The 20,646-nt window shown below is 40.7% G+C and carries 16 protein-coding genes; 2 read left to right on the top strand and 14 right to left on the bottom strand.

Annotated features, from left to right (window positions below; all coding sequences use genetic code 11):
• Positions 1–263: 263 nt before the first annotated feature.
• The 13 genes from queA to rpsL form a co-directional block, all read right to left on the bottom strand.
• The gene (queA, locus tag O3658_RS06885) at positions 264–1,292 is read right to left on the bottom strand and encodes a tRNA preQ1(34) S-adenosylmethionine ribosyltransferase-isomerase QueA (protein ID WP_371560283.1); all 1,029 of its coding nucleotides are present in this window, start codon (positions 1,290–1,292) and stop codon (positions 264–266) included.
• Positions 1,293–1,331: 39 nt separating this feature from the next.
• On the bottom strand, positions 1,332–2,240 hold the full coding sequence (locus tag O3658_RS06880) for a LysR family transcriptional regulator (protein WP_045763101.1): 909 nt from the start codon (positions 2,238–2,240) through the stop codon (positions 1,332–1,334).
• Positions 2,241–2,567: 327 nt separating this feature from the next.
• On the bottom strand, positions 2,568–2,798 hold the full coding sequence (locus O3658_RS06875) for a GlsB/YeaQ/YmgE family stress response membrane protein (RefSeq protein ID WP_223140522.1): 231 nt from the start codon (positions 2,796–2,798) through the stop codon (positions 2,568–2,570).
• Between the two features lie 9 nt (positions 2,799–2,807).
• Entirely contained in the window at positions 2,808–4,049 is a 1,242-nt protein-coding gene (locus tag O3658_RS06870; RefSeq protein WP_371560280.1) for an aminopeptidase, read from the bottom strand.
• Between the two features lie 21 nt (positions 4,050–4,070).
• On the bottom strand, positions 4,071–4,223 hold the full coding sequence (locus tag O3658_RS06865; protein WP_371560278.1) for a hypothetical protein: 153 nt from the start codon (positions 4,221–4,223) through the stop codon (positions 4,071–4,073).
• 73 nt (positions 4,224–4,296) lie between these two features.
• A complete protein-coding gene (locus O3658_RS06860; RefSeq protein WP_371560276.1) occupies positions 4,297–6,171 on the bottom strand; it encodes a DUF262 domain-containing protein in 1,875 nt (624 codons plus the stop codon).
• A complete protein-coding gene (locus tag O3658_RS06855) occupies positions 6,165–7,475 on the bottom strand; it encodes a DUF262 domain-containing protein (RefSeq protein WP_371560274.1) in 1,311 nt (436 codons plus the stop codon). The genes O3658_RS06860 and O3658_RS06855 overlap by 7 nt, the downstream gene beginning before the upstream one ends.
• 7 nt (positions 7,476–7,482) lie before the next feature.
• Positions 7,483–8,433 (bottom strand): helix-turn-helix transcriptional regulator, encoded by a 951-nt coding sequence (locus O3658_RS06850; protein WP_371560272.1) that lies wholly within the window; start codon positions 8,431–8,433, stop codon positions 7,483–7,485.
• Positions 8,434–8,445: 12 nt separating this feature from the next.
• A complete protein-coding gene (locus O3658_RS06845; protein WP_371560270.1) occupies positions 8,446–8,961 on the bottom strand; it encodes a DnaA ATPase domain-containing protein in 516 nt (171 codons plus the stop codon).
• A 74-nt stretch (positions 8,962–9,035) separates the two neighbouring features.
• Positions 9,036–13,430 (bottom strand): PolC-type DNA polymerase III, encoded by a 4,395-nt coding sequence (locus tag O3658_RS06840; RefSeq protein WP_371560268.1) that lies wholly within the window; start codon positions 13,428–13,430, stop codon positions 9,036–9,038.
• Positions 13,431–13,543: 113 nt separating this feature from the next.
• Complete coding sequence (gene fusA, locus O3658_RS06835) at positions 13,544–15,625, bottom strand: elongation factor G (RefSeq protein ID WP_000090332.1); 2,082 nt, start codon at positions 15,623–15,625, stop codon at positions 13,544–13,546.
• 279 nt (positions 15,626–15,904) lie between these two features.
• Positions 15,905–16,375 carry a 30S ribosomal protein S7 gene (gene rpsG, locus O3658_RS06830; protein WP_000087876.1) on the bottom strand — a complete coding sequence of 157 codons (471 nt, stop codon included), beginning with the start codon at positions 16,373–16,375 and terminating at the stop codon, positions 15,905–15,907.
• A gap of 19 nt (positions 16,376–16,394) precedes the next feature.
• A complete protein-coding gene (rpsL, locus tag O3658_RS06825; RefSeq protein ID WP_001142333.1) occupies positions 16,395–16,811 on the bottom strand; it encodes a 30S ribosomal protein S12 in 417 nt (138 codons plus the stop codon).
• Between the two features lie 342 nt (positions 16,812–17,153).
• Between rpsL and O3658_RS06820 the strand changes: the two genes are divergently transcribed.
• Both O3658_RS06820 and O3658_RS06815 read left to right on the top strand, forming a co-directional pair.
• Entirely contained in the window at positions 17,154–17,594 is a 441-nt protein-coding gene (locus O3658_RS06820) for a LytTR family DNA-binding domain-containing protein (protein WP_371560265.1), read from the top strand.
• Positions 17,591–18,049, top strand: a complete 459-nt coding sequence (locus tag O3658_RS06815; RefSeq protein WP_371560263.1) for a DUF3021 domain-containing protein — start codon at positions 17,591–17,593, stop codon at positions 18,047–18,049. Before O3658_RS06820 ends, O3658_RS06815 begins: the two co-directional genes overlap by 4 nt.
• Before the next feature lie 40 nt (positions 18,050–18,089).
• Here the strand turns inward: O3658_RS06815 and mutS are convergent, their stop codons facing one another.
• Positions 18,090–20,624 carry a DNA mismatch repair protein MutS gene (gene mutS, locus O3658_RS06810; protein ID WP_371560261.1) on the bottom strand — a complete coding sequence of 845 codons (2,535 nt, stop codon included), beginning with the start codon at positions 20,622–20,624 and terminating at the stop codon, positions 18,090–18,092.
• Positions 20,625–20,646 lie beyond the last annotated feature (22 nt).

Genomic DNA, 20,646 nt, shown 5'->3' with positions numbered 1-20,646 from the left:
AAAAAATAACCGAGGAATTCGCTCAAATTGATGAGTGGTTCCTCGGTTTTCATTTTATTAAAAGTAAGAGAGTTACTTTTTCAGTGGGCTCGGTGTAGCGCAATGTTTTTTTCATGATAATCTCCTTTTAAAATGATGATACAGTTTCATATGCATCTAAAATAGCTAGCCTGTAGTTTTCAGTGTATCATTTATTTCCATATAATTCAATAGCTATTTGACATCAAAAAAGCTAATCCAATCAGGAATTAGCCCTTCTATTTTTAATAGATAAACATGGCATCACCAAAACTAAAGAAACGATATTTTTCATCAATAGCATGCTGGTAGGCTTCGAGGACCAATTCACGTCCTGCAAAGGCAGAAACAAGCATGACCAAGGTAGACTTAGGCAAATGGAAATTAGTAGAAAAAGCATCCACAACCTTCCAGTCATAACCTGGCTTGATAAAGATATTGGTCCAACCAGAGTCTGCTTGGATTTGACCGTCAAACTTGCTTCCGATGGTTTCTAGCGTACGGATTGAGGTTGTCCCCACGGCAATCACGCGGCCACCATTTTCTTTGACCTGATGCAAGGTCGCAGCAGCTTCCTCAGACAATTGATAAAATTCTGAGTGCATCTCATGTTCATCCAGATTGTCCACTGAAACAGGTCTAAAGGTTCCAAGCCCAACATGCAAGGTCAAGTAGACTAGGTGAACTCCTTTTTGCTGGATTTCTTCTAGTAATTCCTTGGTAAAATGCAGACCTGCAGTTGGAGCAGCAGCTGAACCACTTTCCTTGGCATAGACTGTTTGGTAACGTTCGCGGTCATCCAACTTTTCGTGGATATAAGGAGGAAGCGGCATTTCTCCCAGGCTTTCAAGCACTTCTAGGAAAATCCCTTCATACTCAAAACGGACAATACGGCCTCCATGGGTTAATTCCTCGGTCACGACTGCGCTTAGGCGACCATCACCAAAGACAACTCGGGCACCGACCTTGAGACGTTTGGCTGGCTTCGCCAACACTTCCCATTCGTCTCCTGCCGTATTTTTCAAGAGCAAGAGTTCAACGTGTCCACCTGTTTCTTCCTTCTGACCATGAAGTCGAGCTGGCAGAACGCGTGTATCATTCATAACCAGAGCATCACCTGGCTCTAGCATCTCGATAATGGAGTGAAAATGGCGATCTTGAAATTCTCCTGTTTTGCGATTGACCATCAAAAGCTTAGAAGCATCGCGCTTTTCCAAAGGAGTTTGAGCAATTAGCTCCTCTGGCAAGTGAAAATCAAAATCATTGGTATTCATTGGTGTCATATTTCCTTTTCTTTTCTAATGTACTTATGATTAGCTATCAAAACGAACTTCTTCAAGCAAATACTCGATGAAGCGTTCACCCATCTTAGACAAGCTTGTTTTCTCATGCTGGATATAAACCAGCTCGATGGGATCATCAATATCAAGTGGAATCGAAACGATGTTGTCTCCGTTAAGATTACTATTGAGGATACCAGTCGCGATGGTATAACCGTCTAAACCAATCAAGAGATTGAACAAGGTCGCACGGTCACTAACCACGATGGATTTCTTGTGGTGTTCCTGTGACAAAATCTCTTCTGAGAAGTAGAAGGAATTATGGGTCCCTTGGTCATAGCTCAAGTATGGGAAGTCTTCTAGGTCCGCCAACTGCACCTTGTCTTTTTGGGCAAGTGGGTTGGACTTGCTGACAAAGATATGGGGTTGTGCTGTAAAGAGATGATGGGCAACCAGATGATTGTCATCCAACATCTTCGAAAGGACATCTCGGTTATAGCTATTTAAAAAGAGGACTCCGACTTCACTGCGGAAGTTCTTGACGTCATCAATGATTTCCCAGGTTCTGGTTTCACGCAAAAAAAGCTCGTACTTTTCCATATCGCTCTTTTTGAGCAAGGAAACAAAAGCATTGACCACAAAAGCATAGTGTTGCGAAGACACACTAAAAAGCTCGCGATGAGCGATGGGATTCTTATAGCGTTCTTCTAGAAGTTGGGTTTGCTCGACAACCTGACGGGCATAGGATAAAAATTCCATCCCATCACGTGTGAGGGTGATTCCCTTGGGATTTCGAATAAAAATCTCAATTCCCATCTCATTTTCTAGGTCACGAACGGCATTTGACAGACTAGGTTGAGTAATGAAAAGTTGCTTGGCAGCCTCATTCATCGAACCAGTCTCTACGATTTTGATAATATAGTGTAATTGTTGAATTCTCATGCTTTTATTGTACCATACTTGAGGCAATATAAAAAGAACCAGTCACTGAAAGGGCTGTGGCAAAGTCCAGATGAATGCTTTCAAAGGACTTTATATAGCGACCTAAAAAGAGAGAGTGGGACAGAAATCGGTAATTCGTTAGAATTCGATTTCGTCGTCCCACCTCCGCACAGTTGAGTAGGGCTGTAAAAGCTGATGAAATAAGCGTAGTAGAGCCCACTCAACCACTGCGTCTTGATCGACAATCCAAAGACAATTGAGAGGCTAGGACTTTTGTCCCAGCCTCTCTCTTATTCTTTAGAGTTAATCTGCCTTCTAAATCGAAACTTAGCTTCCTCTTTCCCAGAAAATGGCTAGCAAAATCATGGCACCGAGAACTGATGGGATAATGGCTGTACCGTTTAGGCTTGGTCCCCAAGAACCAAAGAGTAATTGTCCTAAAAAGGCACCAATCCAGCCCAGGAACATTTTTCCGAAGCATCCCATACGTTCTCCACGATTGGTGATAGCTCCTGCTAGTAGTCCGATTAAAAGGCCGACAAACATACTTCCAAGCATAGATTCTCCTTAAATTGCCCAATCTCCATTGCGGAAGAGTGGTACGCGTGTCCCATCCTCACGGATACCATCGATATCCATTTGGTTGGAACCAATCATAAAGTCAACATGAACATCTGAACGATTAAGTCCTGCAGCTTCAAGCTCTTCTTCGCTCATCTCTGCTCCACCAACAACGCTAGTTGCGTAAGCTGCACCAATAGCCAAGTGGTTAGAAGCATTTTCATCAAAAAGGGTGTTAAAGAAGGTAATCCCTGACTGAGAAATTGGGCTTGGATCTGGTACCAAGGCACATTCACCCAAGGCACGCGCACCAGCATTCTTAAAGACAAGGTCCTTCATAACCTGATCACCCTTCTCAGCAGTAATATCAACGATTTGACCATTTTCAAAGGTCACCTTGATACCTTCGATAATATTTCCATTGTAACTAAGAGGTTTTGTTGAAGTCACATAACCATCTGCGCGACGGAAGTCAGGAGCTGTAAAGACTTCTTCTGTTGGCATGTTTGGCAAGAATCCTTCACCTTGGGCATTGATAGCTCCGGCTGATTCCCAAACGTGGTTCTTAGGCAAGCCAAGTGTCAAATCAGTTCCGGGAGCTGTGTAGTGAAGAGCTGAGAATTGTTCTTTATTGAGCATTTCTGCCTTGCTCTTCAGGATAGCTGCATGTTGTTCCCAAGCCTTAACTGGATCTTCTTCGTAGATACGGCAAGTCTTGAAGATTTGGTCCCAAAGGAGGTCCACTGCTTCTTCGTCACTCGCAGCATTTGGAAAGACCTTCTTAGCCCACTCGAGTCCAGCTGCAGCTGCTACAGTCCAACTAACCTTGTTAGATTGAGTTGCGATACGCATTGGCTTCATAGCAATTCCCATAGCTTTAGCAGAAGCTGAAAGCTTTTCAGCGTCCACTCCGTTCAAGGCACTTGGGTCAGAAGAACGAACACCGAGACGACTTGCTTTGTTTTCAAGAAGGTAGTTCATCTCAGCAATCTTGTATTCTGGCACATTGTCCAAACGCTCCATCGGCGCGTGAAGGAATTTCTCACGGTTTACAAAGTCATCTGCCCATTGAACGATAACTTCATGTGCACCAAGTGCATAAGCTTCTTTGACGATTAAGTGAGCCAACTCGCGTTGCTCCACATCGATAGAGAGGGCCAAGGTATGACCAGGTTGCACGTTAACTCCGTTCGCAACCAATAACTTAGCATATTTTTCTAGATTTTCTTTAAAATTTGGTAAAACCATTCTGTTTTCTCTTTTCTATTTTTATTTTTCTTTCAAAGCTGAAAATAATCCTGCCACAGCAATAGCACCTGACAAGAGTGCTGTCGATAGAAGAATTGTCTGATCAGCAAGCTCTAATTGATATTCAAACACCTTTTGAGCAGGCTTGTCTTCCGCGAAAATTCTTAGTTTCATGAAATGTCCCCCGTTACTAGTATATCACATATGATGTAAATTTAAAAACAAGCCTAATAAAGCTTGTTTTTATTTAACTATCACAAAAGTCGTGTACATATCTTTCCACTTCTTTTTCCATAGATTGAATCTCACAAATACCCCATTTATCATTCTTTACCGTTACATCTGCCATCATCTGTAATTTTAAACTCTGGCGATTGAAAATTCCTTCCCACTGTTTATATTTTGCACTTGGAACTAAATTTCCAAACTTCGAATTTTGACTATCTGTAATGATACAGAGATTCCCAAAGGAGTGCAAAAATTTATCATCAATTTTTTCAACTCTTTCATCACTATTTGGATGTTGTGGAAACCAATGCTCTATAGAACGACGATATGCAAATTTGAAATCTTCAAACTTAACATCGTATGCTTTCTTTAATTCTTCACGATTTTTCCATAAAACATAATCTACAAAGTTAAAAGCATAAACAGGAATATCCCCGTATTTCTTAATTCTTCTATTCTCAGTAAACAATCTTTGTTCTGCATACGTCACTGCCATTTTTTCAAGAAATTCCTTAAAATGAACACCGAAGTCTTGATCATTTAGTTCTTCAATATGTCTGTAGAGAAATTGTAAAATCTCATATAACCAACGACTATCACGATTAGCAGTAAAAGTCACAGCAAACATGGATTGGAGAAGAATGATGTTTTGGTTAATTTCCGAATCTGAAAATGTATTCTTAGTAAAGCGTTCTTCAACTATGTAATGCTCTTTAGCTTTTCCATTAGGTTGATATTCATAATAAGTTCCCTTCTGCAAAAACCATTCATCCTTATTTCTGCTTGAAGAATCCATATTTGAATTTCTAACGATGTAATTATCAAAAATATGTTTTATTCTAAGAAGAAATTCACTGAATTCAATAATCCAAGTCTTATTCTTATTTTTTATATCAAATAGAGCTAAAAGTTTCTTATCGTCTAACTGAACCTCATTGATATTCTTACCTTCCCAAATTGCCAATACATGGAGTAGGAAGGTTGGAAAATCGATAACTTGGGTATAATCACCAAAATCTTTTTCTACTTCTGTATTTTTTTCACTTATCGTTTTTCCTAATATATCTGATAACTTTCTTCTTTCACTTTGATAAAAATCAATATCATCATAAATATTATGAAATGAGTAATTTGTAAAATGCCATCCAAAAATACGTTCGCGTTCTTGAAAATCATCTGCTCTCTTCCGTCGCATCTTAAATTGACTTGAGACCGGCTTATCAAACTCTGCACAGGCATCCCAAATTCTTGCAAACTTTTGCGCCATTTCTTGGTCTGTACCAAACTTAGCCATCATTTGTGCTTTAAGAATTTCATGAGCCTCCAGTTGCTCTCCTCGAGAGTTGAAACGTTCGAAATATAAATTCAAATCTAAATCATTGGGAAGAATACTACGAAAAATAATGACATTATCAAATAGATAATTAAAGAAAGATTCAGATTCAAATTGCCGCTCCTCTAGCACTTTTTTCAATGCGTCTTTAGCATATCCGTAACCTCTAGTCAGCTCATTCTCATCGTCCTCTGAAATTTCTTGCTTGGCAAATAAATCTTGAATATTCTTATTTGATTTCTTCCTAGCTGGAAAGGTAAGATTGACAGCTTTCAATCTATCAAAACCAAACTCATGCTTCAAAGCCAAGGCAATCAAATTAAGGGCTGTTGTCCGTTGTTGCCCATCTATGATTTTGAAAATGCCATTCTCTTTATTAACGACTAATGTTCCAATATAGTAGTAATTGTCTCTATTTTCTTGAAAAGCATCTGCTACGTCGTTCAATAACTGTTCAATTTCATCATAAGTCCAGGCAAAATTTCTCTGATAAAGAGGAATAGCATAGGTATCTTCATTTAACAAACGATTCACTGACAAACTTGTATGTGTTTCTACCATTTATCTTTTTCCTCTTCTATAATCTTTTCCACAGTATAATTTTCAAATAACTCTCTATCTATCTTGACCATGAAATCATTCGGAGTGACAGCATGAGATAAAAGTTGAAATAGCTTTTGAACCTCTTTTTGTCTAAACCTTCCACCAGCAACATAGTTTCCTACAGTTGCATCATATATAGCTTTAGACTTAACTCGAGGGTAATAAGACCAAATAAACAAGGTCTCTACTATATCCTTTGATAGCTCATCTTTCCCAAATCTATCTGCAAAAAGCGAGCAAATATTTAGGAATATATTGTGACACTTGAGGTAGCGTCCTTTGGAACTATTGTAAATGTTTAACATATCTTTTGGGTAAGCTAAATTTTTTTCTTCCCCTTCAGGCTCATCAGAAAATCCTAACTTTTCATTTAAAAAATCTTTATGCTCTTTAATAGTTTCATGAGCAGATTCAATATACTCAAAAAATTTACTTCCATCAATGATTGGCATAGTAATGGACATGGGGAGATTTTCAATATGACGATACAATTCTAGATATGGAAAGTTCTGATTCAAATCAACGCCTTTAAAATCGTCAATAAAATCCTCTGTAAAACGTAGATAAGATCCATAACGTTTGTTTGTCAATCCTGTCTCTCCTCGAGACCAACGTCTCATACGAAAAAGATGTTTATCAAACAACTCTTTGAGACTTAAATCTTTATCTTCTACAAATTGCTCCCATTTTTCAACAATCTTTTCATCTTCTGAATCTTGCTTGCGAAGATGGTAGGCTTTGAGCAAATCATGAGGTTCTAAAGATTTTCCACGATTATTCTGAGAATCAAATAGCTGAAAGGCCTCTGATAATCGTTCCTGTGGCATAGTAATCACGGAGACAGAACAATTTTTCAATAAAAAATTGCAAATATCTTTTGCCTGATTTTCGCCAACCAATTGAGTCAAATTTTCCCACTCATTATAATTTTCACTCGCATGATAGCAAGATAGCTCTCCAAATTCAGCACTCAGCAGTTGATTAGCACCCTTATAATTCTCTAAATCATCTAATAAATGAAGAAACAAGGAAATAGAAATTAGCCGTTGCTGTCCATCGACAATATCTAAGTATCTTTCATTTTCATGCAAGATAACGGAACCAATCTGATATTCCTTTTTTCCCATAGCATCTCGTAAATCATAAAAAAGATTACGGATATGTTTTCTGTTCCATTTATATGGTCTTTGATAAGAAGGAATCCGCAAATTCCCTTTTTTCAATAGTTCTCCAACCTTTTTAGAAGTAAATTGAATAGTCATTTTATCCTCATCTATATTTATCTATCATCTCTTGAACTGTTTGCTTCATATCCTCTACTAAAATCCGAGGAGACAAAACAGTAACTGCTTCCCCTTGTCCCAGCAACCAGCGTTTAAGCCCCGGTGTATGCTGACTTTCAAACTGAAAATGAGTCCAGCTACCATTTTTCCCAACTATTTTTGCATTTGGAAATTGATCCATCACAATCGTCGGATCGTACAAATACTCGATTTCAATACTGATTTTCTTCCCGATAAAAGCGTCCACTCTCTCGTTACGAATGTCTCCATCTCTAAATTTATCTCGATAAGAAATAGAAGGTTTCTCTATATCACTAAGAGACCAGGACTGGATACGGTCTATTCTTAAAGTAATATAAGTAGCATGTTTCAACTGGTAAACAACCAGATAGAAATAATGACTATCATAGTAAAGAGAGACTGGTAAAACAGTCTGCCTCTTAGAAGACTCAGAATACGGGTTTTGATAGACAATATCTAGAACCTGTTCATGCAAAATAGCTTCTGATAAATTCCATATTTTCTCTATTCTATTTTGCTGATCCGTTAAGGGAGCATAATTAAGCTTTTCACTACCAATAATCTTCTCAATTTCTTTCTGGTCATCACGAGGAACTAAAATCAGTAAATTTTTTAGTAAGCTATCAATTTCTGGTCTATTCAGTGCTCGATTTTCCAATAAAATCTTTGAAATAACGAGTATATCCTTTTTATTAAAAACTGCCTTACTTGCTAAACAATACTTATTCGTCTTACGGTTATAAAGCAAATCTCCACTATAACTGGTGTTACTAGATAAAATATCACGGAGTAGCGAAAAATCTCTCTGTATCGTCTTTTCACTAACCATAAATTCTTGAGCTAATTGCTTTTTTCCTAACGGAGTCCCAAACTGTAATCGTAAAAAAATCGTTAGTAGTCTTTCTTGATCATTCATCTACAGTCCTTTTTATACTTCAATTGATGTTAGACACACTGTCATTCCCCACTTAAAACGCACAATCAAACGAGATTGAACATTTTTCAATTGATCTGGTTCAGTGTCACTAGAGAAAACCATTTGTTTATCCTTAGCATGTAGAGAATTAAAAAGATTAAAAAATTTTTCTTGAATAAGAATATCCTTTTCCCCTAATATCTGAATATCATCTACTATTAGGAGATCAAACTGCTCACTTCTAACTTTTTGGATTTCTAGCTCATTTTCTAATAAGTTTTCGGCAGAAATATATTTTACTCGCTTTTCTGGATTGTTCTCAAGAACCTTATTACCAATAGCTTGCAGGAGGTGTGTTTTACCTGAACCTGATTCCCCATAAATATAAAGAGGATTATATTGGGGATTATATTTTAATCCTAAGTTCTCTATTACTGCTAAGGATCCTTTCTTTGCCAAAGCATTACCATCTTTTTCTATAAAATTTTCAAATTGATATTTGTTATCTAATCCTGTATTAACCATCATTTAAACCTCTTTCTTTTTATGGTATAAGTATAACAAAACAGATGGACAATATTTGTCCGTCTGTTAATTTTTATTTAAAACAAATCATCAAACAGACTCAACTGGTTGTCCTCTGGCATATTGCCGAGAATTCCCATTTCATCCATCTTTTCAACTAAGGTTGATGAGAGCCCACCACGCTTGCGGAGTTCTGTTTTAGAGAGGAATTCTCCTTCTTGACGAGCTCGTACCAATTGCTTAGCAACGTTCTCTCCTAGACCATCCATAGCGACAAACGGTGGGATGAGGGTATCTCCGTCTATGATGAATTCAGTCGCATCACTGCGATAGAGGTCCAACTTCCCAAATTTGAAGCCACGTTCCCACATCTCATTGACGATTTCAAGTGTTGTATAGAGGTCAATTTCTACGTTAGAAGCTTCATTGTTCTTGCGTTTTTCAGAAATTTCTTGCATCTTGCGTTTAATCGCATCCAAACCTGCCCCCATGGTCTTGATATCAAAAGCCTTGGCACGGATTGAGAAGTAAGCACAGTAATAATAAATCGGATGGTGAACCTTGAAGTAGGCCACGCGAAGGGCCATCATAACGTAGGCTGCCGCATGAGCTTTAGGGAACATGTACTTGATTTTTCCACAAGATTCGATATACCATTCAGGAACATTGTTGGCCTTCATGGCTTCGATATATCCATTGCGCTCTTCTTCTGAGATTTTAAGCCACAATCCCTTACGCACTCGCTCCATGATAGTAAAGGCCATCTTAGGTTCTAAACCTGCATGCATGAGGTAAACCATGATGTCATCCCGACAACCGATAACGGTTGATAGGTCCGCAATTCCAGCCTTAATCAAGTCTTGGGCATTTCCCAACCAAACGTCGGTACCGTGAGACAGACCAGAAAGCTGAAGCAACTCTGCAAAAGTAGTCGGATGGGTTTCATCCACCATTCCGCGAACAAAGTTGGTCCCAAACTCTGGAATTCCAAGCATACCGGTCGAAGTGCCGATTTGTTCAGGTGTCACTCCTAGGATATCCGTACCTGAGAAGAGGGCCATGACACCTGGATCATCCATTGGAATATCATTTGGATCAATACCTGATAAGTCCTGAAGCTTGCGAATCATGGTCGGATCATCATGACCAAGGACATCGAGCTTGAGGACGTTCTCGTCGATATCGTGGAAGTTAAAGTGAGTAGTCTGCCATTCAGCGGTCACATCATCTGCAGGGTATTGCACTGGAGTAAAGTCATAGACATCCATATAGTTAGGAATAACAACGATTCCCCCTGGGTGCTGACCGGTCGTCCGTTTAACACCTGCAGCTCCTTGGGCTAGGCGCTCTACTTCGGCTTCACGGTAGAACTTGCCATAGTCACGCTCGTAACCCTTGACAAATCCATAGGCTGTTTTAGCAGCCACCGTACCAACCGTTCCTGCACGGAAGGCATACTCTTCCCCAAAGATATCACGAACATCCAAGTGGGCACTCGGCTGGTCCTCCCCTGAGAAGTTCAAATCGATATCGGGTACCTTGTCCCCATCAAAACCAAGGAAGGTCTCGAAAGGAATGTCCTGTCCATTCTTGCTAAGCTTATTGCCACAGTTTGGACAGTCTTTATTTGGCATATCAAACCCTGAACCGTAAGAACCATCCGTGATAAACTCACTGTACTGACACTGACCACAGACATAGTGAGGAGAGAGAGGATTAACCTCTGTAATCCCAATCATGGTCGCGACGAAACTAGATCCAACAGACCCACGAGAACCAACCAAGTAACCTCGTTCGTTGGAGCGCTGCACTAGCATCTGTGAAGCCAGATAAATCACGGCGAAACCATTCCCTAGGATAGAAGTCAATTCCTTTTCAATCCGCAAATCAACGATATCTGGTAGTGGATTTCCATAAATTTCAAAAGCTTTTTTATAGGTTAATTCGGCAACGGTTTCTTCGGCTTGGTCAATGAAAGGTGTATACAAATCACCCTTTACAACCTCAACAGGCTCAAAGATTTCTGCTAAAGAATTGGTATTTTCAATAACAATCTTACGAGCCAAATCTTCTCCTAGAAAGGCAAATTCATCCAACATTTCATTAGTCGTTCTAAAATGTGCCTTTGGTAGCGGAGCTGGTTGGGCAGCTTCTCCGTGACCGATCGTTCGGTTAATCATTGCTCCCTGACCCAGACTGCGGACGATGATTTCTCGATAAATTTCATCCTCGGGTTCGAGATAGTGGACATTTCCTGTCGCAAGAACCGGCTTGCCGAGGCGATCTCCAACCTCTATCAAACTCTTGATAATAGTTTGGAGTTCTTCCATGTCCTTGACCTGTTCTTTGGCAATCAGAGGTGCATAGATTGCCGGAGGCATTACCTCGATAAAGTCATAGTATTTAGCAACTTCGACCGCTGCATCAACACCTTGTGATACGACTGCATCAAAGACTTCCCCTTCTGTACAAGCAGAACCCAAGATTAAACCTTCTCGATGGGCATCTAGTACTGTACGTGGAATCCGTGGAACTCCTTCAAAATACTGGGTATTTGACAGAGAAACCAGCTTAAAGATATTTTTCAAGCCCACTTGATTTTTCACATAGATGGTCGCATGCTTGACTCGAGCTTTTTTATAAGAATCTGGACTGATTAAATCAAGGTTTAATCTTGCCAAATCTGTCACACCGTGTTTTTCTGCCACTTCTTTAATAAAGATAAAGAGCAGACGACCAGTTGCTTCCGCGTCATAGTTGGCCATGTGGTGGTGTTCTAGGGCAACACCAAAACGCTTAGTCAAAGGTCCTAGACCGTGGCGCTTGTATTCAGGATAGAGATTTCTTGCGAACTCTAGCGTATCAATGACAGGCTGAGTGATTTTTGGTAGCCCATGACGTTCATAATTGGCATTCATAAAGCCAACGTCAAAGGTGGCATTGTGGGCGACAAGAACGGTATCCTTACAAAATTCTTGGAACTCTTTTAAAACTTGAACCAAGGGTTTGGCATTTTTTACATGGTCATCCGTAATTCCAGTCAATTCCGTAGTAAAGGCTGACAAAGGATGCCCTGGATTGATAAATTCATCAAATTCAGCGACGATATTCCCCTTATACATCTTGGAAGCCGCAACTTGAATCAAGTCATTATAGATAGCTGAAAGTCCTGTCGTTTCCACGTCAAAGACTACATAAGTAGCTTCAGAAAGGTCCATCTCCACTTCGTTATAAACGATAGGAACACGGTCTTCAACGATATTGGCTTCCATCCCATAGATTAGCTGGATGCCAGCTTTCTTAGCTGCCTTATAGCCATGAGGGAAGGATTGAACATTCCCGTGATCCGTGATTGCTACTGCCTTGTGTCCCCATTTGGCTGCTTTCGCAACGAGTTCTTCAACTTCAGGTAGAGCATCCATAGTCGACATATTGGTATGTGCATGGAACTCAACCCGACGTTCTCCCTCTGGCATCAGATCCTTACGCTCATAGTGGACAACTTCCTGGACATCTTGCACATTCATGGTCAAGTCTCGCGTGAAATTATTCATTTCAACATTCCCACGAACACGAAGCCAAGAGTTTTTCTTGATCATGTCAAATTTTTGGGCTTCTTCTTCATTTTTAACCCATTTTTGCATGGAGAAGCTAGATGTATAGTCCGTCATCTTGAAATTAATTAGGACACGACCTGTTCTAGTCACCTTCTGCTCGACATCAAAGACAACTCCTTCAAAAACCAGACGATTTTCCTCAGTATTAACCTCAATCATAGGAGTAATCTCTGCCTTGTCTAGTTTTGGCTTGGCAGCTGCTTTCTTGGCTTGGAAATCAAAGACAGGCTTATCCTCTACTGGAGGTGGTGGCGCCATCTGTTCCAATTGTTCCATAGCCCGAAGTGTTTCTTCATTGGCAGCTTGGATAATCATTTTATTTTCCGTCTGAAAGGCCTCTTGCTCTTCCCTCGTGAGTTCTTCATTTTTTTCTAAAATGCAGGATAATTTAGGAAAACCAAAGTGTTCCAACTGTTTGCTAAGATTTGGCAGATGATTTTTTCTAAAATGCTCTGTATCTGCCGCTTCAGAAGCTTCAATGATTAACTGGTCATTTTCAAAGCGAACCTGAAAATTCTGATATATAGAACGAAAACCTTGACTAGCGCAAGGACCATCCGAAAAAGCCTCTCGATAGTAGGCTTGTAAAAGTTCTCTAGAAAATTCCTGATTTCGCGTTTTTATCTCAAAACTAGCCTGATTTCCTGTTTTTGAGAATTCTTCTTTCAAGCCTCTTTTTAACTCTAGAAAAAGTTCAAAAGGCAAGATATTTTCAAAAACAAAATGAAACTCCCAAACTTTGCTTCGTTTATGAACAATAACTTGTTCTATTTCAGCCTGAGAGAAGGCCTCATGATTTCTCATTTCAGCGGGGATTCCCAACTGATTCATTAAAATTTCAAAAGTGGTTGACATCCATTTTCCTCACAATATACTCTTTCTATTTTACCATATTTGAGGCACTTTTTCCTATTTCTACCAAACAGAAAAAGAAGCCACAAAGTGACTTCTTTTAAAGTGACGGTGAATTATTCTTCACCTTTGTTTTTCTTAATGATTTCTTCTTGTACTGACTTAGGTACATCTTCGTAGTGGTCGAATACCATCATGAATGTACCACGTCCTTGTGATGCAGAACGAAGAACTGTTGCGTAACCGAACATTTCAGCAAGTGGAACGTAAGCACGAACGATTTGGCTGTTACCGTGTGCTTCCATACCATCTACGCGTCCACGACGAGCAGTTACGTGACCCATAACATCACCAAGGTTTTCTTCTGGAACAGTGATTGTTACAAGCATCATTGGTTCAAGGATAGCTGGTTGTGCAGTCTTAGCAGCTTCTTTAAGTGCAAGAGATGCAGCGATCTTGAAGGCAGTTTCAGATGAGTCGACATCGTGGTATGAACCATCGTAAAGCTTAGCTTTAACGTCAACCATTGGGTAACCTGCAAGAACACCGTTAGCCATAGATTCTACCAAACCTTTTTCAACCGCTGGGATAAATTCACGAGGAACCACACCACCGACGATTGCGTTTTCGAATTCGAATCCTTTTCCTTCTTCGTTTGGAGTAAATTCAATCCATACATCACCGAACTGACCTTTACCACCAGACTGACGTTTGAAGAATCCACGTGCTTGAGTAGAAGCGCGGAATGTTTCACGGTAAGATACTTGAGGAGCACCTACGTTCGCTTCAACTTTGAACTCACGACGCATACGGTCAACAAGGACGTCAAGGTGAAGCTCACCCATACCAGAGATAACTGTTTCACCAGTTTCAACGTTAGTTTCAACGCGGAATGTTGGATCTTCTTCAGCCAATTTTTGAAGGGCGATACCCATCTTGTCTTGGTCTGCTTTAGATTTAGGCTCAACCATCAATTGGATAACTGGTTCTGGAACGTTAATTGACTCAAGGATGATTTTAGCTTTTTCATCTGTCAATGAGTCACCAGTTGTAGTATCTTTCAAACCAACGGCAGCAGCGATATCACCTGAGTAAACAGTGTCGATTTCTTGACGGCTGTTAGCGTGCATTTGAAGGATACGTCCGATACGTTCACGTTTACCTTTAGAAGTGTTCAATACGTAAGAACCTGATTGAAGAACACCTGAGTAAACACGGAAGAATGTCAAACGACCTACGAATGGGTCAGTCATGATCTTGAAGGCAAGAGCTGCAAATGGCTCTTCATCAGATGCTGGACGAGTTTCTTCTTCATCTGTATCTGGGTTGATACCTTTGATCGCTGGGATGTCAAGTGGGCTTGGAAGGTAGTCGATAACCGCATCAAGCATCAATTGAACACCTTTGTTCTTGAAGGCAGAACCACACAATACTGGGAAGAATTCAACGTTGATAGTTGCTTTACGGATACCAGCTTTCAATTCTTCGTTAGTGATTTCTTCACCTTCGAGGTATTTCATCATCAATTCTTCGTCAGTTTCAGCAACTGCTTCGATCAATTTTTCACGGTATTCTTGAGCTTGGTCAAGGTATTCAGCTGGAATATCTTCTTCAAGGATATCTGTACCAAGGTCGTTAGTATAGATTTCAGCTTTCATCTTGATCAAGTCGATGATCCCACGGAAGTCATCTTCAGCACCGATTGGCAATTGAATTGGGTGTGCATTTGCTTGAAGACGATCGTGAAGTGTGCTTACTGAGTAAAGGAAGTCAGCACCGATTTTGTCCATTTTGTTTGCAAATACGATACGTGGAACTCCGTACTCAGTTGCTTGACGCCAAACTGTTTCAGTTTGAGGCTCAACACCTGATTGTGAGTCAAGAACTGTAACCGCACCGTCCAATACACGAAGAGAACGTTGTACTTCGATTGTGAAGTCCACGTGTCCTGGTGTGTCAATGATGTTTACGCGGTGGTTGTTCCATTGAGCTGTTGTCGCAGCAGATGTGATAGTGATACCACGTTCTTGCTCTTGCTCCATCCAGTCCATTTGTGACGCACCTTCGTGAGTTTCACCGATTTTGTGGATTTTACCAGTGTAGTAAAGGATACGCTCAGTTGTAGTTGTTTTACCAGCATCGACGTGAGCCATGATACCGATATTACGAGTTTTTTCAAGTGAAAATTCGCGTGCCATGAGGTTTGTTTCTCCTATATTTTTTATTTCTATTCTATTATAACACGATTTAATAAAAACGGATAGGCAGGACCTACCCGTTCTCAATGTTTTCCTGTTAATGTTGGTTTCAACTTGCGAAATGGTAAGTTGAATTGTACTCGGGCTAAAAGCTCAAGTTAACTAATTTGAACCCGAGCGAGGCCCGGTGCAAAAAAGATAAACTGCTTTGTGTTCACGGAACACTGCATCAGTTTCCTATTTTTGCCTTGGGCCTTTGCCGCTCTTGGTATCATTTTATTACCAACGGAAGTGTGCGAAGGCACGGTTAGCTTCAGCCATACGGTGAGTGTCTTCACGTTTCTTAACTGCTGCACCAGTGTTGTTAGCAGCATCCAAGATTTCTTTTGCAAGACGGTCTTGCATTGTGTGTTCACCACGAAGGCGAGCGATTGTTACCAACCAACGAAGTCCAAGTGTTGTACGACGTTCTGGACGAACTTCAACTGGGACTTGGTAGTTAGAACCACCAACACGACGTGCACGTACTTCAAGTACAGGCATGATGTTTTCCATAGCTGTTTCAAATACTTCAAGTGCATCGTTACCAGTAACTTCTTTGATTTGTTCAAAAGCACCGTAAACGATTGAAGCAGCTGTACCACGTTTACCGTCAAGCATAACGCGGTTGATAAGACGAGTAACTAATTGTGAATTGTAAAGCGGATCTGGCAATACGTCACGTTTTGGAGCTCTATTTTTACGACTCATTTCTCTTTATCCCCTTTCCTTATGCTTTTTTCGGACGTTTAGTACCGTATTTAGAACGGCCTTGTTTACGATCGTTAACACCTGCAGTATCAAGTGCACCACGGACGATATGGTAACGTACCCCTGGAAGGTCTTTTACACGTCCACCGCGAAGAAGCACCACACTGTGCTCTTGCAAGTTGTGTCCGATACCTGGGATGTAGGCAGTAACTTCAATAAGGTTGCTCAAACGTACACGAGCAAATTTACGAAGGGCAGAGTTAGGTTTTTTAGGTGTCATTGTTCCAACACGAGTTGCAACACCACGTTTTTGTGGTGAAGAAACGTTTGTTTGAACTTTTTTATGACTGTTGTAACCAACGTTCAAAGCTGGTGATTTAGATTTTTCTACTTTTGATTTACGCGGTTTGCGAACCAATTGGTTAATTGTAGGCATCTACATTCTCCTGTGTTTTTTTATTTTTGGTGATGATACACTTGGTGACAGCTATCATCTGTGTGTACTTTTGCAACATTTGTCAGCACGTCCCTGTACACTCTTGAGAGACCAAAAGTAAAAAGTACCGTCTATTATTGTACCACGTTTTTTCTATTTTTGTCAATATATTTCTACTTATTTTTTGACTTCTTTACTCTAAAAATTCTATGAAAACGGTCACCTGCCAGATAGACTCTTCAACCGACCACATAGACAAAGCTTCTTGTATTTGTCAAGAAAATGGTGTTTAATAGATTTGTAAGCAAGAGATCTCTATTACAACTTTACAAAGGAGAAAATATGAAAGTCAGACTTGACATTGATCAACAATATGCAGAAGAACAAATTATCATAGAAGCACCATCTTTGTCCCCTAGAGTTCAAAAAGTTCAAGACTTTGTTCAATCACTGGATCAAAAAGAAACTCTTAAAGGAAAATTTCAAGATCAGGTCTACTTGATTCAGATTAGTAAGATTCAACGTATATATATTGAAAATCGCAAAGTCTTAGCTGAAACGGATAGCCAAACCTATGCGCTCGACATTCGTCTTTACCAAGCAAGTGAAATTCTACCTGCTTCCTTTATCCAAATTTCCCAATCGGAAATTGTCAACATCGATGCTATCAGTCATCTAAAACTAACCTCTAACGGCTTGATTGAAATCTATCTAAAAAACGACAGTTTTACCTACTCATCTCGCCGTTACCTCAAAGCTATTAAGGAGAAATTAGAACTATGAAAAAACAAGTATTTCACGATGCCACAACAGGTATCCTCATCGGCCTCATCCTATCCATTATCTTTTCTTTTATCTATTCACCAAGTAACTACGCACCTCTTAGCCCCAACTCTTTGATTGGTCAATTCATGACCCAACATCAGGTGCATGGCGCTCTAGTTTTGCTCTACTGTTCTATCATCTGGGCAGCTATTGGTGTTCTCTTTAGTTTTGGAGGTCGTCTCTTTGCCCAAGACTGGAGCCTCCTTCGAGCTACTGTCACTCACTTCTTCCTTATGTTGCTAGGTTTTGTTCCTCTTGCAATTCTGGCAGGTTGGTTTCCACTTCGCTGGACTTTCTTGCTTCAACTCATTCCAGAGTTCGCCATCGTCTACCTCATCATCTGGGTTGTTCTCTACAAGAGAGAAGCCAAGAAGGTAGCCCATATCAATAAACTTTTATCCCATAAACACTAATATACAAGAAACCCACTCAGTCTTTTGAGTGGGTTTTGACTTATAATTTTTGCTTCAGCTCTAACAAGAGATTCATAGCCTGCATCGGTGTCATATTGTACACATCTACTTTAGCCAATTCTGCTAGAATAGGATTTTCTTCCGCCGAGTCAAATAGGGAAATTTGTTCAGAGACTGTTTTTGTTTGTTTCATTGGAGCAGGACTCTCTGTTCCCTGGCTCTCTAATTGAGTTAAAATTGCATCTGCCCTTGCTAGTAAGTCTGCCGGTAGACCAGCAATCTTAGCAACGTGAATCCCGTATGATTTATCTGCCGGTCCTGGTTCTATCTTGTGAAGGAAGGTAACCTGTCCATTTTGCTCTAGCGTCGCAACATGAACATTTACCAGATGTTCAAGACTAGCCTCTAGGCTGGTTAATTCATGATAGTGAGTCGCAAAAAGAGTCTTGGCTCCAATATGCTCATGGATGTACTCGATGATGGCCTGAGCCAAGGCCATGCCATCATAAGTTGCCGTTCCGCGCCCAAGCTCATCAAAGAGAATGAGAGATTTCTCAGTCGCATGCGCAATGGCATTATTGGCTTCCATCATCTCGACCATAAAGGTGGACTGACCAGACACCAAGTCATCTGCTGCCCCGATACGGGTAAAAATTGCATCAAAAATTGGCAAGTGAGCACTTTCTGCTGGCACATAAGACCCTATCTGGGCCATGACCGCTGTCATAGCTAGCTGACGCATATAGGTTGACTTCCCGCTCATATTAGGCCCTGTAATCAGCTGGATGCTAGTCTCTTCACCCATTTGGATACTATTGGGAATATAGGTTTGGGCTCCCATGACCTTCTCAACGACAGCGTGACGACCTTTTTGAATGTCAATTCGCGAATCCTGACCAAACTCTGGACGGATCAAGTGCTGATTTTCTGCTACTACCGCTAGTCCTTGTAAGACATCGACAGTAGCGATTCCTTGGGCCAGGGCTTGTAGACGTTGGATATACTTACCAACTTCTTCACGGATACGCATAAAGATCTCATATTCAAGGCTGGCTGACTTCTCACGCGCCTCTAGCATTTCTCCCTCGATACGCGCCAACTCCTCTGTCCCAAAACGCTCCGAGTTTTTAAGCGTAGCCTTACGGAAAAAGTGGGCTGGTACATTTCCTAGCTGCGAGTTGGTTACATGGAAATAGTAGCCATCTTTTTTATTATAATCAATCTTGAGAGTACTGATGCCAGAGTTTTCTCTTTCCTTAGCCTCAATTTCAGCAATCCAGCTGGTTCCTTCTCTCAGTACCCGACGATACTTGTCCAAGGTCTCATCAAAGCCCGTCCGAATAATACCACCTTCGGTAACCACGTGAGGAGCCTCAGGAGCAATGGCTGCGCTAATGAGATTTTCCAACTCAGGGATAGCATCAAGTTGTTCAATTAGATAGGCAAGAGCTGGTTGCTCCATTCCTTCTAAAATTGCGCGAATCCTTGGAACACTGGCCAAGGTAGTCGCTAATTGCAAGAGGTCTTTAGGATTGCTTTTCCCGAAAGAAACGCGACTGGCCAGACGCTCGATATCGTAGACTCCCTTGAGGCTTTCCGTTAGATCGCTACGCTCAAAGAAATAGTCCAGAAAGACTTGCACAACCTCCTGACGTTCAAGGATACGATCCTTGTCAATCAAGGGACGGTGAATCCAAGAGCGCAAAAGACGCATTCCCATGGCAGTCTTAGTTTCATCTAACAACCAGAAAAGACTCCCTTGTTTCTTGCCAGAACGAGCATTTTCTACTAGATCTAAACTAGCCTTGGTCGCATAATCCATCTGCAAGAAATCCTTTATTTCATAGCGAACAACTGGCTTCAAGTGGTTGAGTTCTCTCATCTGAGTCCGATGGACATACTGGAGAAGCTTACTGCTGGCAGTCTGTTCAACAGGTGCCAATCGTGGATCCAGCAGATGGATGTCTTCAAATGATTCTTGCTCATAAGAAAGTACCAAATTCATTTGACGGCTGAGAATCTGTTCTTCCTCTTCAGTTAAGGCATAGCCGATGACGACTTCTCTGGCCTTGAGGTTCCGAATTTCACCACATACCAGAGTAAAATCCAATAAGCCTGTCACATAGAAATCACCCGTCACTAAGTCCATGTATGCCAAGCCAAATTGCTGACCGTCACGGTCAATAGCCACCAAAAAGTTGTTTTGACTATCTGGCTTACTACTATCGACGACTGTGCCAGGTGTAATCACCTGGACAACCTCGCGTTTCACAACACCAACAGCCTGCTTAGGATCTTCCATCTGTTCAGCGATGGCAACCTTGTAACCACGCTCCACTAAAACATCGATATACTGTTGGGCAGAATGATAGGGAACTCCAGCCATGGGAATAGGATTGTCAGCATTCTTATTGCGACTGGTTAGTGAAATTTCTAGTATCTGTGCAGCATTGACTGCATCTTCGTAAAATAACTCATAAAAATCACCCATACGAAAGAGCAAAAAAGCATCTGGATATTGTTTTTTGATATCCACATACTGTTGCATGCCAGGTGATAATTTTTCTGTCATCATCCATTCTCTCCTTGTTAAAAAT

The sequence above is a fragment of the Streptococcus sp. 27098_8_69 genome (genome assembly GCF_041432445.1).
GTDB lineage: Bacteria > Bacillota > Bacilli > Lactobacillales > Streptococcaceae > Streptococcus.
Note: the sequence above shows the minus strand (reverse complement) of the source record. Positions and strands in the feature narration are given on the sequence as shown.

Bases quoted from the DNA above. Each gene is read 5' to 3' on its own strand.
- queA (WP_371560283.1), bottom strand. From the start codon at position 1,292: ATGAATACCAATGATTTTGATTTTCACTTGCCAGAGGAGCTAATTGCT.
- O3658_RS06880 (WP_045763101.1), bottom strand. From the start codon at position 2,240: ATGAGAATTCAACAATTACACTATATTATCAAAATCGTAGAGACTGGT.
- O3658_RS06875 (WP_223140522.1), bottom strand. From the start codon at position 2,798: ATGCTTGGAAGTATGTTTGTCGGCCTTTTAATCGGACTACTAGCAGGA.
- O3658_RS06870 (WP_371560280.1), bottom strand. From the start codon at position 4,049: ATGGTTTTACCAAATTTTAAAGAAAATCTAGAAAAATATGCTAAGTTA.
- O3658_RS06865 (WP_371560278.1), bottom strand. From the start codon at position 4,223: ATGAAACTAAGAATTTTCGCGGAAGACAAGCCTGCTCAAAAGGTGTTT.
- O3658_RS06860 (WP_371560276.1), bottom strand. From the start codon at position 6,171: ATGGTAGAAACACATACAAGTTTGTCAGTGAATCGTTTGTTAAATGAA.
- O3658_RS06855 (WP_371560274.1), bottom strand. From the start codon at position 7,475: ATGACTATTCAATTTACTTCTAAAAAGGTTGGAGAACTATTGAAAAAA.
- O3658_RS06850 (WP_371560272.1), bottom strand. From the start codon at position 8,433: ATGAATGATCAAGAAAGACTACTAACGATTTTTTTACGATTACAGTTT.
- O3658_RS06845 (WP_371560270.1), bottom strand. From the start codon at position 8,961: ATGATGGTTAATACAGGATTAGATAACAAATATCAATTTGAAAATTTT.
- O3658_RS06840 (WP_371560268.1), bottom strand. From the start codon at position 13,430: ATGTCAACCACTTTTGAAATTTTAATGAATCAGTTGGGAATCCCCGCT.
- fusA (WP_000090332.1), bottom strand. From the start codon at position 15,625: ATGGCACGCGAATTTTCACTTGAAAAAACTCGTAATATCGGTATCATG.
- rpsG (WP_000087876.1), bottom strand. From the start codon at position 16,375: ATGAGTCGTAAAAATAGAGCTCCAAAACGTGACGTATTGCCAGATCCG.
- rpsL (WP_001142333.1), bottom strand. From the start codon at position 16,811: ATGCCTACAATTAACCAATTGGTTCGCAAACCGCGTAAATCAAAAGTA.
- O3658_RS06820 (WP_371560265.1), top strand. From the start codon at position 17,154: ATGAAAGTCAGACTTGACATTGATCAACAATATGCAGAAGAACAAATT.
- O3658_RS06815 (WP_371560263.1), top strand. From the start codon at position 17,591: ATGAAAAAACAAGTATTTCACGATGCCACAACAGGTATCCTCATCGGC.
- mutS (WP_371560261.1), bottom strand. From the start codon at position 20,624: ATGATGACAGAAAAATTATCACCTGGCATGCAACAGTATGTGGATATC.